The organism is Fervidobacterium sp. 2310opik-2, from assembly GCF_011057735.1.
Lineage (GTDB): Bacteria > Thermotogota > Thermotogae > Thermotogales > Fervidobacteriaceae > Fervidobacterium > Fervidobacterium nodosum.
Genome location: NZ_LNGG01000013.1, coordinates 1 through 13,728, shown reverse-complemented (window position 1 = coordinate 13,728; position 13,728 = coordinate 1). Strand labels below are relative to the sequence as shown.

The 13,728-nt window shown below is 31.7% G+C and carries 13 protein-coding genes; 11 read left to right on the top strand and 2 right to left on the bottom strand.

Annotated features, from left to right (window positions below; genetic code table 11):
- Positions 1 to 203: 203 nt before the first annotated feature.
- The 4 genes from AS161_RS06505 to AS161_RS06490 are packed head-to-tail and all read left to right on the top strand — an operon-like array spanning position 204 to position 4,542.
- Positions 204 to 1,571 (top strand): homocysteine biosynthesis protein, encoded by a 1,368-nt coding sequence (locus AS161_RS06505; RefSeq protein ID WP_011994437.1) that lies wholly within the window; start codon positions 204 to 206, stop codon positions 1,569 to 1,571.
- A gap of 21 nt (positions 1,572 to 1,592) precedes the next feature.
- Complete coding sequence (locus AS161_RS06500; RefSeq protein WP_011994436.1) at positions 1,593 to 2,342, top strand: UPF0280 family protein; 750 nt, start codon at positions 1,593 to 1,595, stop codon at positions 2,340 to 2,342.
- 30 nt (positions 2,343 to 2,372) lie between these two features.
- A complete protein-coding gene (locus AS161_RS06495; RefSeq protein ID WP_164542198.1) occupies positions 2,373 to 3,314 on the top strand; it encodes a methylenetetrahydrofolate reductase in 942 nt (313 codons plus the stop codon).
- A gap of 31 nt (positions 3,315 to 3,345) precedes the next feature.
- The gene (locus AS161_RS06490; RefSeq protein ID WP_164542200.1) at positions 3,346 to 4,542 is read left to right on the top strand and encodes an L-serine ammonia-lyase, iron-sulfur-dependent, subunit alpha; all 1,197 of its coding nucleotides are present in this window, start codon (positions 3,346 to 3,348) and stop codon (positions 4,540 to 4,542) included.
- On the opposite strand, the gene AS161_RS06485 is transcribed toward AS161_RS06490, so the two are convergent.
- Positions 4,543 to 8,004 carry a histidine kinase N-terminal 7TM domain-containing protein gene (locus tag AS161_RS06485; protein WP_164542197.1) on the bottom strand — a complete coding sequence of 1,154 codons (3,462 nt, stop codon included), beginning with the start codon at positions 8,002 to 8,004 and terminating at the stop codon, positions 4,543 to 4,545.
- 220 nt (positions 8,005 to 8,224) lie between these two features.
- Here AS161_RS06485 and AS161_RS06480 point away from each other — a divergent pair, with 220 nt between their 5' ends.
- The 7 genes from AS161_RS06480 (at position 8,225) to AS161_RS06450 (ending at position 13,543) form a co-directional block, all read left to right on the top strand.
- Complete coding sequence (locus tag AS161_RS06480; RefSeq protein ID WP_011994431.1) at positions 8,225 to 9,355, top strand: sodium ion-translocating decarboxylase subunit beta; 1,131 nt, start codon at positions 8,225 to 8,227, stop codon at positions 9,353 to 9,355.
- Between the two features lie 27 nt (positions 9,356 to 9,382).
- Entirely contained in the window at positions 9,383 to 9,541 is a 159-nt protein-coding gene (locus AS161_RS06475) for a hypothetical protein (RefSeq protein ID WP_164542196.1), read from the top strand.
- Entirely contained in the window at positions 9,528 to 10,589 is a 1,062-nt protein-coding gene (locus AS161_RS06470) for a diguanylate cyclase (protein ID WP_164542195.1), read from the top strand. The genes AS161_RS06475 and AS161_RS06470 overlap by 14 nt, the downstream gene beginning before the upstream one ends.
- 26 nt (positions 10,590 to 10,615) lie before the next feature.
- Positions 10,616 to 11,236 (top strand): class I SAM-dependent methyltransferase, encoded by a 621-nt coding sequence (locus AS161_RS06465; RefSeq protein ID WP_011994429.1) that lies wholly within the window; start codon positions 10,616 to 10,618, stop codon positions 11,234 to 11,236.
- Between the two features lie 27 nt (positions 11,237 to 11,263).
- Positions 11,264 to 11,938, top strand: coding sequence for an ABC transporter ATP-binding protein (locus AS161_RS06460; RefSeq protein ID WP_011994428.1), 675 nt, complete (start codon positions 11,264 to 11,266; stop codon positions 11,936 to 11,938).
- 203 nt (positions 11,939 to 12,141) lie between these two features.
- Positions 12,142 to 13,164 (top strand): type II secretion system F family protein, encoded by a 1,023-nt coding sequence (locus tag AS161_RS06455; protein WP_241241348.1) that lies wholly within the window; start codon positions 12,142 to 12,144, stop codon positions 13,162 to 13,164.
- 31 nt (positions 13,165 to 13,195) lie between these two features.
- Complete coding sequence (locus AS161_RS06450) at positions 13,196 to 13,543, top strand: hypothetical protein (protein WP_164542194.1); 348 nt, start codon at positions 13,196 to 13,198, stop codon at positions 13,541 to 13,543.
- On the opposite strand, the gene AS161_RS06445 is transcribed toward AS161_RS06450, so the two are convergent.
- Positions 13,536 to 13,728: DDE-type integrase/transposase/recombinase (locus tag AS161_RS06445; RefSeq protein ID WP_164542193.1), on the bottom strand; the 193-nt coding region annotated here is incomplete at its 5' end. The two genes, AS161_RS06450 and AS161_RS06445, sit on opposite strands and share 8 nt — an antisense overlap.

Here is a 13,728-nt window from a genome sequence, read left to right as displayed (position 1 = left end):
AGTACATAAGAAAACGAGGCAAAACATTTTCCGGCAAGTAAAAAGCTGTACTCTAGTTAGGCAATCTTATTTAAGAGAACAAAGTCTCAAGGAGGGGCAACCTGAAACTATTTTACCAGAGGTGTTAAAAAATATGCATTCAATTTTCAAAGACCAATTTTAATTTTTACCGAACTTATTATACGAGGAGGTAAATTAATACTATGGCAAAAACAATCGAAGAAATAAATAATAAAATAGCAAAAGGTGAAATTGTGGTTTTAACAGCTGAAGAAGTTGTTAAAATGGCTAAGGAAGAAGGCATAAAAGAGGTTGCGAAGAAAGTCGACGTCGTTACAACAGGAACTTTTGCTCCGATGTGTTCAAGCGGTGCGTTTATTAACTTTGGGCATACTTTACCACCCATGAGGATGGAAAAGATAAACTTAGGAGGTGTTGGAGTTTACGGAGGAATTGCTGCTGTAGACGGATATATAGGAGCCACTCAAGAATCTGAATATGATAAGTCATTTGGTGGTGGACATATAATTGAGCTTTTGATAAAGGGAGAAGATATATTACTTGAAGCTTGGGGAAAAGGTACAGATTGTTATCCGGGAAAATATTTTAAAACATACATTAATAAAGAAACGATAAATGATTTTTTCTTGTTTAACCCAAGAAATGCTTATCAAAATTACGCTGCAGCAACAAATAGCTCAGATGAAACAATTTACACTTACATGGGTAAGTTATTACCAAACTATGGAAATGTAACTTATTCAACTTCTGGAGAGCTTAGTCCTCTTCTAAAAGATCCGAAGATGCTTACAATTGGTGTAGGTACAAGGATATTCTTAGGTGGTGGTATAGGATACGTTTCATGGTATGGTACTCAGTTTAGAAACGTTGTTAAAATAAATGACAAAGGTATTCCAATTGTACCTTCAAGAACCTTGGCACTTGTTGGGGATGCTAAAAAAATGAGTACGGAGTTTATTAAAGGCGCGTACTTTAAAAATTATGGAGTTACTTTATTTGTTGGTGTTGGGATTCCAATCCCCATATTAAACGAAGAAATAGCTTATTATGTTAGTTTATCAAACAGAGACATACAAACAGAAATTAAAGACTATTCGAAAATTGATAAACCAACAATAAAAGTAGTTAATTATGAAGAACTGCAAAGCGGATATGTTGAAATAAATGGTAAAAAAGTTAAAACAAGTTCATTATCAAGTTTGAATAAAGCTAGAGATATTTCTAAAATATTGAAAAACTGGATAAAGGAAGGTATGTTCTTTTTGACTAATCCAGTTGAAAAACTCCACGAGGAAAGAAAATTAAAAAGCCTTTCAGATAAAAAAATTGTAGATGAACCTATGAGAGAAAACTATATAACTTTGAAGAGTAAAATCGAGAAAACTTGTGTGAATTGCGGCGCGTGTGTTAGTTTGTGTAGTACCAATGCACTTTATTTTGATGAAAATAGAGAAGTTAGATACGATGCTTCAAAGTGTACTTATTGTCTATTGTGTTCGGATTCTTGTCCTCAAGGTATAAGATTACCTTACGAGAAATCAGAAAATTAAAAAATTATTGAGGGATTTTAAATGAAATCAAGTAAAATTCCTATTGTTAAAAGGTTTTACAGGGAAAGTTATTCAAAAGATATCACAGGCTTTTTTGTTAAGTACAAGTACACGGATATCTGGGTAGGAGTTGACAATTTTGACCTTGAAATGCTCGATTTTACGTATGAAACTGTGAAAAGACTTTACAATGAGTTGGAAGACTATATAAGGAAAAATAAGGAATTTAAAACTTCTTTGGTACCTATTGGATATGATGGCAATGCCCCAGAAATTGCTAAAAAAATGATAGAAGCTTCAAATACTGCCGGTGTAGGTCCGATGGCATGTGTAGCTGGTGCCTTTTCTCAGTTGGTTGGTAAAAATTTGATTGAGAAGTACAAAAGTAAAAAAGTTATCGTTGAGAATGGCGGTGATATATACATCAATTCGTTCGATGAAACAAGAATAGGAATATTCTCCAACTTTGATAGTGAATTTAACCGATTGTCTATAGTTCTCAGTTCTGGAGAATTTGGTGTGTGTAGTTCATCTGGAAAGATAGGTCATTCTCTTAATTTTGGTAATGCGGATATCGTTACAGTTATAGCCAAAAACTCACTAATAGCAGATGGATTTGCGACTAAACTTTCAAATATGGTAAAAATAAGCGGAGATATTACAGATGTCTTGGAATACACAAAAAGTTTTTTGGAAGATGTAATATATGGGGTAGTAATTATAATTAATGGAAAAATGGGAGTTATAGGGAATGTGAGGTTCGAAATATAGATTATATTGGCAAGAAGGGGGAGCAAAACGTTGAAAATCGTTGAAAAATTAAGAAATGAAAAGATAGTTTCGATAGAGATAATCCCTCCTAAGAGAGGAGAAGATGTTGAAAAAATATTTGCCACTTTAGATAAGTTGATGGATTATAACATATCTTTCATAAATATAACGCGCCATCCGTCTGAAATAGATTATTTAGAAACGGAAAATGGAATAATTAAGGTTCAAAAGATAAAAAGACCAGGAACAATAGGTTTGACTGCCGCTTTGATGAAAAGGTACAATATCGATGTTGTTCCTCATTTGGTTTGCAAAGGTATGAACAAATTTGAGATGGAGGATATTTTAATAGACTTGTCTATAATGGGTGTTGAAAATGTCTTTGTAGTGCGTGGTGAGGAAGTTAATTCTGTAGCGAAGAACGACTATAAATATGCTTCGGATTTGGTTAAACAAATATCTGATATGAACAAAGGAAAATATCTTTACACAGAAGCAAAACCAACGAATTTTTGTATAGGCGTTGCGGGATATCCAGAGAAGCATTTTGAAGCTCCAAATCTAGACGTTGATTTAAGGTTTTTAAAACAGAAAGTTGATAATGGTGCTGATTTTATAATAACTCAAATGGTTTTTGACGCAGCAATTTATGAAAAATTTGTTGAGAGAACTCGAGATGTAGGAATTAATATACCGATTATACCTGGTATAAAACCTGTTGTAAGTAAGAAATCAATTTATTCTATTCCAAAGAAGTTTTTCGTGAATATTCCACAAAAATTTGTTGAGGAAATGGAAGAAGCAAACTCTGAAACTGAAGAATTTGACATAGGTGTTCGTTTTACCGTTGAATTAATTGAAACTCTTCTTGAGAAAGGTGCTCCGGGGATTCATATCTTTACAATGGGACGAGGGGAAGAAGTCTGCAAGGTTTTGAAGTTACTAAGAGAAGGGGGAATTTTAAATGTCTGAATTTTTAGAAGAAAATAATTCAAAAAAAGGTATAATCAGGGAAATATTTTTCGATAACGTAAAATTATCTTATGGTTGCACAGAACCTGTTGCCGTAGGTTTGTCGGTTGCTGTTGGGAAAGAGTATTTGAAAGGTGAATTAAAAAGCATAGATGTGATAATGGATAGAAATACATATAAAAATGGTTTAGAAGTAGGTATACCTGGTACTCATTTACATGGATTTGACCTTGCAGTAGCACTTGCGTATCTTGTAGGAAGACCAGAATATGGTTTGCAAGTTTTCAAAGACGTGGATTTAAATGTACTTTCAAAGGCTTATGAATTAAAAGATAAAATAAAAGTTAGCTATGAAAATTCTTATAATCTCCACATTAAAACTAAGCTTGAAGCTGATAACGAAGTGTTGGTAGAAATAACTGACTCGCATGATAATGTAAGCAAAATAGTTGTTGATGGGAATGAAATAAGAAACACTCAAACGAGTGTTAATTTTAAGAAAGATTTGGTTAAATCAATTTCTTTGAACGATATCTTTGAATACATTGAAAATCCTGATTTAGACGTTGCAGATGTTGTAAAAAATGGCATTAAATTCAACGTGGATGCAGTAAACGAAGGGATAAAAAAAGAAGGAAATTTTGGATATGCACTCGGTGAAGGAATACCTGCTTATGTTGCTGCCGGTGTTGATGAGAGAATGAGTGGTGAATTGATACCAATAATGACTGTAGCTGGTAGTGGTAATCAGGGTATAGCATCGATAGTTCCCCCAACATTGTACGGTAGGGAAAATGAAATGCCAGAAGAAAAAATAGAAAAGGCAGTTTTGTTAAGTATTCTTGTAACAACTTACATAAAAGCGTTCACAGGTGTTTTAACACCTGTGTGCGGTGCAGGATCCATAGCATCAGCTGGCAGTAGTGCTGCAATAACTTACCTTGCAGGTGGTAACGCTGAGCAAATAAAAAATGCTATAAATAACGTTTTAGCGACGCTTTTTGGTATGACTTGCGACGGAGCTAAACGAGGCTGTGCACTGAAAGCAAGTATAGGTACACAAATGGCACTGAACGCTTCAAAATTGGCGCTTAAAGACACAAATATACCATGTGGAAATGGCTTTGCTGCAAAAGATGTTGAAGAAACTATTAGAAGAATAGAATTATTAACAAAATCTCTAAGGCAATTTGACCAAGATGTCATTGATTTTATTGGTCATTGTTAGTTAATTATTCTTTTCGTATTTTATTCTGAAAAAATTAATAACGTTTCTTAGTTTTTCTTCTATCTGAGTTAAATGAGTTTCATAATCAAACGAATCATCTTTTTCTTTTGCTTTTATTTCTAATTGATAAGCAAGTTCTCCAATACTATTGAAGTTAAGAGACCTAGCTGCACCTTTTATACTATGTGCTTCCCTTTGAATAGTCTTAAAATCGACTTTTGGTAAAGCATTCCGTATGTTTAAAATGCTTTCTTTGGTGGAATTTATAAACATTTTGATTAATTCTTTCATAAACTCTTCGTCAAAACCTTGTTCTTGCTTAGTTATTTCTATATCTTTTTCGATTTCGTTTATTTCTCTTTTTTCTCCAACAATATTTGCATTAAAAATTCGCGCTTCTTTTTCACTTTTTTCAGACGATTCTAAATGACTACAGAATTTATTTAAAACTCTTTCTAAATCAGCAATTTTTATAGGTTTTGTTATGTAATCATTCATACCAACGGATAATACTTCTTCTTTTACACTTTTTAATGCGTGTGCGGTAAGTGCTATAATTGGAAGGTTAGGTTTTATCGCTTTTATTTTCTTTGTTGCTTCTATACCATCCATTTCTGGCATTAATACATCCATAAAGATAATGTCGTAATCTTTATTTAATGCCATCTCAACGGCTTCTTTACCATTTACTGCAAAATCTGGTTTTATATCGTATTTGTTTAGTATTTCTTCTATAAGTATCCTATTTATTTCGTAGTCTTCAGCAACTAATACTTTTGCATTGTACTTTTTTGATTTTATTGTTTTCATGTCTTGTGTAATTTCTTTCTTAGAACACTTTTTTAATTTTAAATCAAAATAAAAATGACTTCCTTTTTCTTCTTCGCTCTCTACAATTATCTTTGACCCCATCATACTAACTATTAAATTGCTTATAGCCAAACCTAACCCCGTTCCACCATACTTTTTCGTTACGGACACACTTGCCTGTTCGAAAGGTTCAAATATTTTTTCGAGTTTTTCTTTTGGAATACCTATTCCTGTATCAATTACTGAAAATCTTATATTTTCATGCTCTTCATCTTCAGAAATCTTTTTTACAAAAACTTTTACAGAGCCACCGGCTGGAGTAAATTTTATCGCGTTGTTTATGAGATTAAACATAACTTGTTGCAACCTTACACTATCAAGTATTAAGCAATCGCTTATTTCTTTATCTATTCTTATTTCATATTCAACATTTTTTTCTTTTGCCTTTGCTTCATATAGTAATAGTGAGCTTTGGAGTTCCATCTTTAAATTTGTTTCTAATGGTTCAAGTTGGTATTTACCACTTTCAATTTTTGCCAGATCTAAGATATCATTGATTATTTCTAGTAATAATTCACTTGACTTTAGAATTATCGAAACGTACTTTTCTTGTTTTTCATCAAGTTTTGTTTCTTTAAGTAAATTTGTAAATCCTATTATTCCGTTAAGAGGAGTTCTTATCTCATGGCTCATATTAGCAAGGAAAATGCTTTTAGCTTGATTGGCCTTTTCAGCTTCTTGTTTTGCTTTTATTAATTCTTCTTCGTATTTTTTTCTGATTTCCGAGTTTGCAAGTAGCGTCGCGAGTAACAAGAAAATCCTCTTTTCGGCAACAGTTAACGCTCTATCTTCCTTAAAGGCTGCACTTATGAAACCTATAACATTTTCGTTTATTTTTATCGGAGTAATGAGTGAGATAGAATTTTCTCCAAACATTTTTTTGATAAATTCATTTGAAACATTTTGTTTTGCTATTGAAAATTGTTTACCTGCCATTAGTTCATCTAATTCTTTTCCACTTACATCTTTAATGTTAAACGATACGAAGGTGTTTTCAATAGGATTATTAGAATAAAACCAGTTACTTATCGAATTAAAACTGCCATCTGCTGAAAATTTATAGACTCTAATTCTATTTGTGTTTAATTCTTTTGCAATGAGTTCAATTGCTCTTTTAATTTCTTTATCAATCTTTTCAACAGGTGTGTTTATAATGTTTAGAGCAAGTTGAAGAATTATCTGTTGGTATTTTGCAAGCGATTTTATAACCTTCTGTGCCATAACAATTTTTGTTATATCTTTTTGGATAGACAATATACCATCTTTACCATCAGGAAGTGTTATTTTTCTTTCGTATAGTTCAAGGTACTTTACTTCTCCACTACGAGACAGGTTTCTAACTGTGTGGATAAGGGTTTTTCCAGAGATAATTTCTTTGATATTTTTTATAACCTGTTCGTAATCTTCCTTTGGTGCGAGAATAGATACATGTTGACCGATTAGTTCTTCTTTTCTTAAACAATTTATCTTACAAAATTCTGGATTGACATCTAAAATGTTACCATTAGAATCTTCTACAAGAATTCCAAGAGGGGAAAATTCAAAGAGTGTTTGATATTTCTTACTTTCAGCGATAACTTCTTCTTCTAATTTTTTAATATCCGTTATTTCATGGAAAAAGACAGCTTTTCCTTCAAATTTTGAGTTTTTAACTTTTTCTTTAATATCAACAACACTTATTTGAAAATATCTACCAAATTTTTCGACAATGCCATAACCATTTCTTATTACGGAAATACATTCTTGTGACAAAATCTCTGATATGTTTTTGTAAGCTAATTCTTCTATACCAAGAAACTCTTTTACCATTGAAGAAAAAGATTTATTGTAACTAAGAATGTGTTCTTCTTTATCAATAAGAACTATCATATCATTAGTAGAATCAAATGTTATCTCCTTTGCTACTTCTCTAAAATCTAATCCGTACTTTTTTTGAGATTCGTAAAAAAGAATAATTATACTTGCCATCAGTCCAAAAGCAGTCAAGTCTATGTTCATCTTTAAAATTATGTATATAATATTTAATGAGAGAGGAATCATAACCGCAAAAATTAGATGAATAATTGTGTTTCTACTAAATAAGAATCTTTTTTTTCTTATCTCTGATAACATAATGTAATAACTAAAGCCAATGAGTATGTATTCGTAAATAAGTTTTATATAATACCAAGGACCTGGTATGGTATATTTTCCGTTTTCAAGGTATCCTTTCAAGTAAAGATGATGAAATTGATTTGTCCAAAGTAAAATAAGAGTGATTAATGGAATAATCATTAGTGGAATGACTATATTTTTCTTAATTTTTCTTCCAACAAACGCGTTTACAAATACAAAAAAACTAAAAGAGATAAATGCTATTGCGAAATACTGTATTTTGTACCACAGAAAAGCAGAGCTTATATCACTGGAAGTTATAAAGATCAATTCCATAGCGTATCCAAACGAGTACAACATTATTACAGCCGAAACGAAAATTCCTGCATAAGAAAGCTCCTTCACCTTGTATCTTGCGAATACTGTTATTGTTTGAAGCGCAATTATAGAATTGTACAGAAACAAAAATATAATAAAAATCGGTACATAGAATATCATACTATCACCTCTAGTTTAAATAATATTAATATATTTCATGTAAAGTAAACTTAAAATAGTTTTATTTAAGAGTTATTTAAATTTAAGTAACAAAAAAATAGATCAAATATTTTTACTAAACTTTATGCTAAAATAAAAGTGTTAGTTATTAACGTGTGTGTAATTTGATATACTCACTTTGATAAAATTATAATAAAAACTAACAAATGGGTGATGGGTAATGGCTTTGAATTTGTTTTTAGGTGTTTTAAACTTAAGCATAGGGAATTTGGTTATGATTTTTATTGGAATCTTTTTAATCTATTTAGCTATATCAAAAGAATACGAACCAGCATTACTAATTCCAATTGGATTTTCAACCATTTTAGTAAATATTCCTCTGAGTTCAGCAGTTGATCAGGTTATAGATGGTGTACTTCACAAAGGTGTCTTGAATATATTCTTCGATATTGGTATTATAACAGAAATTTTTCCACTTTTGATATTTATTGCTGTAGGTTCTATGATTGATTTTGGACCATTACTTGAAAATCCGATAATGTTTTTATTTGGTGCCGCTGCTCAATTTGGAATTTTTGCAACGATGGTTGTCGCGACTTTGTTAGGTTTTGATATAAAACAAGCAGCATCGATAGGAATAATAGGTGCAGCCGATGGACCAACTTCTATTTATGTTGCTGGTAGATTTGCAAAAGAACTTTTAGGACCTATTTCTGTTGCGGCTTATTCTTATATGTCCCTTGTCCCTATAATTCAACCACCTGTAATAAAGTTACTTACGACAAAAGAAGAAAGAAAGATAAAAATGGAACCTAAAGGAGTCAAGATAAATAAAAAAATTAGAATAATTTTCCCAATATTGGTAACTCTGGTTGCAAGTTTACTAGCTCCAAGTTCTGCTGCATTAATTGGCTTTTTGATGTTTGGCAACCTTTTAAGAGAATGCGGTGTTTTGAATAGTATATCGAAGACTGCTCAAAATGAACTTGCGCATATAGTTACTATATTCCTTGGCTTATCAATAGGATCGACGATGACTGCAGATAAGTTCCTTAGACCGCAAACACTTTTTATATTGCTTCTTGGGCTTGTTGCTTTTATTTTCGATACAGCTGGAGGGGTTTTATTTGCTAAGTTTTTGAATTTATTTTTAAAGCGTAAGATAAATCCTATGCTTGGAGCAGCTGGAATTTCCGCTTTTCCTATGTCCGCAAGGGTAATTCATCAACTTGGAAGGAAAGAAGATCCTACAAATTATTTGCTTATGTACGCAGTGGGAGCAAACGTTGCAGGGCAGATAGGTTCTGTTTTAGCTGGCGGAATATTAATTGCACTTGTCAGTGGAATATGAAAATTTTTTCTCAAGGAGTGTTTAATTATGATAAACTTTTCAGAGTTTTTCAAAGCTTTAAGGGTAGGTATTGTTGGTTATTTGTTTTTGATTTTGGTTCTTACTTTATTCTTTTTATCGATAAAATTTTTCGTCAAAATGTTCTCCAAATATGATTCAAGGAGTGATTCAAATGAAGCAAAATAATTTTTCTGAAGAAGTGAAAAATGCTTTTATAAGCTTCAGCGAACTTATTCTTGAATTTTCAACGGAGAGAGAAACTTCCTTGAAAAGAAAAGATTTTGAAGCATTGTTGAAGGTATTAGTTGATAATATACCATTTATCCACAGTGGAAGTGTGCTACTTCAAGATGTTGATGGCTCTTTTTTCTATATTGCAGCTTATAACCACGACTATAAATTGCTTGAAAAGATAAAATTCAGTAAAGAAGAAATGTATATGAGAAGGTTTAAACACGTTTATATTCTTAAAAGAAAAAGTATTGATTTGATAAAAGAATTATCACAGAAGATAGGTGATATAGATGATACCCTTAAGGAATCTATTAGAAGTATTGAAAATATTAAAGCTTTTGTCTCTATTCCTATAAGGGTTCAAAGAAAGATTATAGGTTTCTTCAATCTCGATACATGGGAAGATGAAGATACTTTTGAAAAGAACAGATTTTTATCTATTGCTGAAATGATAGGGGATTTACTTTCATTATCTGTAGAACGTTTTGAACTTATAAAGTCAATGAAAGAACTGAACGAAAAGATAAACAAAGTTGTTATGTTTGATCCCGTTACTCATCTTCCAAATTACAAGGTACTTGGAAATTATTTTGATAAATACGTTTCTTTGGCTAAGAGAGATTCCAGTAATCTTTATCTTATAAAAATTAAATTTGAAAACATTGACGAAGTAGATAGAAAACATGGTTTTGATTACGGAAATAATATTTTACAAAAATTCGCAAAAATAATTGAAAAGAATATTAGGAGAAGTGATATTTTAGTTTCGTTGAATAGAGAAAGTTTTGCCGTTTTGGCTATATCAAAATCATTTCCTTATAACATTTTTGATAGATTGAATGATAGTATAGTGAAGTTTATAAATTCCCAAAATCTAGATTTGACATGCACTATTGGTATAAGTGAATATGGCGTAGATGGAAAGGATGTGGATTCTCTAATCAGTTCAGCTGAAGAAAAATCAAAACCAGTAAAAGAATCAAAATCTGTAAAAGTATAAAGAATGAATTTTGGAGGTGCTCAGAATTGAGTGAAGATAAAAATAGTTTTGAACATTATTATTCTGAAGAACCACAATCAGTCTTAAGAGTTAGGGATGTTGAACTAAAGCTTAAGAATGGCCATGTTTACAAATTTAAAAGTCCTTCAGGTGTGTATTCTTTTGGAAAGGTAGATAAAGCAACAGAAATACTTATAAATCACTGTGAAAATATCAGTGGAAAAGTGTTAGATATAGGTTGTGGGTACGGAGTTATCGGAATTACATTAAAGAAGGAAAATCCATCTATAGAACTTTTCATGTCCGATGTTAATAAACGTGCTGTCGAATTTGCAAAGATAAACGCAAAAGATAACAATATACAAGCTGATATTAGGCAAGGAAACCTTTACGAACCTTGGGAAGGTTATCTTTTTGACCATATTATATCTAATCCTCCAATTGTTGCTGGAAAAGAAGTATGGATGAAGCTTATAGAAGGTGCTTTTCAACATCTCAAGGATGGTGGTACACTTCAGCTAGTAGCTTATCACAACAAAGGTGGAGAGAGGATTAAAAATTACATGAAAGAGATATTTGGTAACGCTGAAGATGTATGGAAAGAAGGAGGAATAAGGATTTATATTTCGAAAAAAATAAATGGATAAAAAAAGAGATTTAGTAGGTGATGAATTTTGAAAGTTGAATTGATAGATATTTCCGTTATTTTCGAAAAAAATACGGATGTTGAAAAAGTAGCACTGAGTAACATAAATTTATCATTTACAACTGATGAAAGAATATTACTTGTTGGAAACACTGGATCAGGAAAAACAACGCTGATTTATCTTTTAGACTTGCTTATAAAACCTTCATCAGGGAAAATATTTTACGATGGTACAAACCCATTTGAAAAAGCATACAATTTTAGAAAAGAATTTGGGGTTGCTTTTCAAATACCAGAAAGACAATTTTTTAACGAAACTGTTGAACAAGAAATAACATATGCCGCAAAAAACTTTGGAGTTTCTTACACAAAGGAAGATTTAAAAAAACTGCTTATTAGTGTGGGATTAAATGAAGAAATACTTTACAAATCACCTTTTAAGCTTTCTGGTGGTGAACAGCGCAAGATAGCGATTGCTTCTATCTTACTTCATAATCCAAAATTTTTGATTTTTGATGAACCAACAGCAGGGTTAGATTTGAAAGGTTATTTATCAATTAGAAAAATTTTGGAGAGTTTTCGAAATCAGAATAAGGGTTATATTATAGCTACGCACGAACCAGAGCTTTTTATGGATTTGTGTGAAAGAGTTATTACACTTGAAGATGGCAAGATGGTTTCCGACGAAGTGATAAAGAAATAAAGAGGTGATATTATCTGGTATTTGAATACAAAGGTGTAGATAGGTCTGGAAGAAAATTAAAAGGTATAATTCAAGCTGAAAGCGTTAAAGAAGCACTTGATAGATTAAGAGAGCAAGGAATAATTATAACAGACCTAGTACAAAAAGGTGAAAAGACCAGAAGAAGTTCAACATTAAAGAAAAAAGCGGTCTTTCAAGCAAAATTGAAAGATATAGTTCTATTTGCAAGACAATTGGAAACAATGATTTCTGCGGGTGTTAGGCTTGCCGATGCCGTTATAACTCTTTCAGAGCAAGAAGTTTTTTCAAAAAAGTTTAGAATGGCTTTAAAAGAAGTTGCTTCTGACATGAAAGCTGGTGTTTCTTTTTCAGATGCACTTGAACGTCAAGGTATTTTTGATTCTATATTTATAAACATGGTAAAAGCAGGTGAAGAAGGCGGTATATTAGATGTAACAATGAAAAAAGTAGCAAACTATTATGAGAGTGTAAATAGATTAAGGGAACAGGTAAAATCTTCCATGGCATATCCTATGTTCATATTAGGTTTTGCTGTGGTGGTTGTTATAGTTATTTCTGTCTTTATTCTTCCAAGGTTAATATCTGTCTTTGGAACAGTTCCTCAAGGTGGTGTCCTTGGGATGCTAATGAAGATGAACTATATATTCACAAAAAAATGGTACATTTTAGCACCAATTGTTGTTGCAATTGGTTATGGTTTGAAGGTTTTTCTTAGTACTATTTACGGTGCATATGTGAAAGATTTTATCGGTAACCTTATTCCGCCAATAAGAAAGTTAAGGCAAAAAATGTCGAATGAAAGGTTTACGCGTACGTTAGGTGTCCTTATAGGCAGTGGAGTTCCTATGGTAAATGCTTTGGATATGGCAGCTAAAGCATCTAATAATCCAAGATTTATATCAATAATTTCAAAGGTCATAGAAGAAGTAAAGGCTGGTAGTAATTTGAAAGGAGCTTTAAAACGTGCTGGAATTTTTCCTCAAATAGTTTACGAAATGGTTGGAACAGGTGAAGAAACAGGTAAACTAGATGTTGTTATGGAGAAGGTTGCAGATTTTTATGAGGAAGAAATTCTTAGTGATACAAAAAAACTTGTTAGTTTAATTGAACCGGCACTAATTGCTTTTGTTGGTTTGTTTATAGCATTCATCGCCTTTACTATGTACTCAACGATCTTCCAAATGCAAGGACAGTTTGGTAGGTGAGTTTGACAAATTCAAGGTTCGGGTGATTTTCTTGACATTTTTGGAAATCGTTATTTCAATTCTTATAATTACATTTACCTTAACTTCTACGATATTAAGCTTTTCAAACTTGCTGAACTTAGATATATCTTATGAATACATCCAAACAGCGGTTTATTCTGGTCTTTGGAAATCTAGTGTTATAAAAGAGTATAATTCAAACTCATGCAGAATATCTCGAAAAGATAACAAGGTAGAATTCTATAGAGTATCAGAAGAACCTTTAAACGGATTGTTTGTGATTCCATTTAGTTGGACTAAGAGTGGTACTTTTTTTAAAGGAATAACTATTGAACCAATAATGTTTGAAGTCTCAAATAGAAAGGATGCTGTTAACTAGTAGTGATGATGGAAGCTAAAGCTGTAATCATCTCATTTTCGTTCTCATATAACTTGCATAGGTTCCTTACTACACAAAAACCATTTACATAGTACCGTATGTTGCTAAATTTCTCGAAGCTCCTTTTCGCTCTAACAAACATCTTAAATAACGAAAATTTCGATTCACATTCGTTGTTTTTACCT

Bases quoted from the DNA above. Each gene is read 5' to 3' on its own strand.
- AS161_RS06505 (WP_011994437.1), top strand. From the start codon at position 204: ATGGCAAAAACAATCGAAGAAATAAATAATAAAATAGCAAAAGGTGAA.
- AS161_RS06500 (WP_011994436.1), top strand. From the start codon at position 1,593: ATGAAATCAAGTAAAATTCCTATTGTTAAAAGGTTTTACAGGGAAAGT.
- AS161_RS06485 (WP_164542197.1), bottom strand. From the start codon at position 8,004: ATGATATTCTATGTACCGATTTTTATTATATTTTTGTTTCTGTACAAT.
- AS161_RS06480 (WP_011994431.1), top strand. From the start codon at position 8,225: ATGGCTTTGAATTTGTTTTTAGGTGTTTTAAACTTAAGCATAGGGAAT.
- AS161_RS06475 (WP_164542196.1), top strand. From the start codon at position 9,383: ATGATAAACTTTTCAGAGTTTTTCAAAGCTTTAAGGGTAGGTATTGTT.
- AS161_RS06470 (WP_164542195.1), top strand. From the start codon at position 9,528: ATGAAGCAAAATAATTTTTCTGAAGAAGTGAAAAATGCTTTTATAAGC.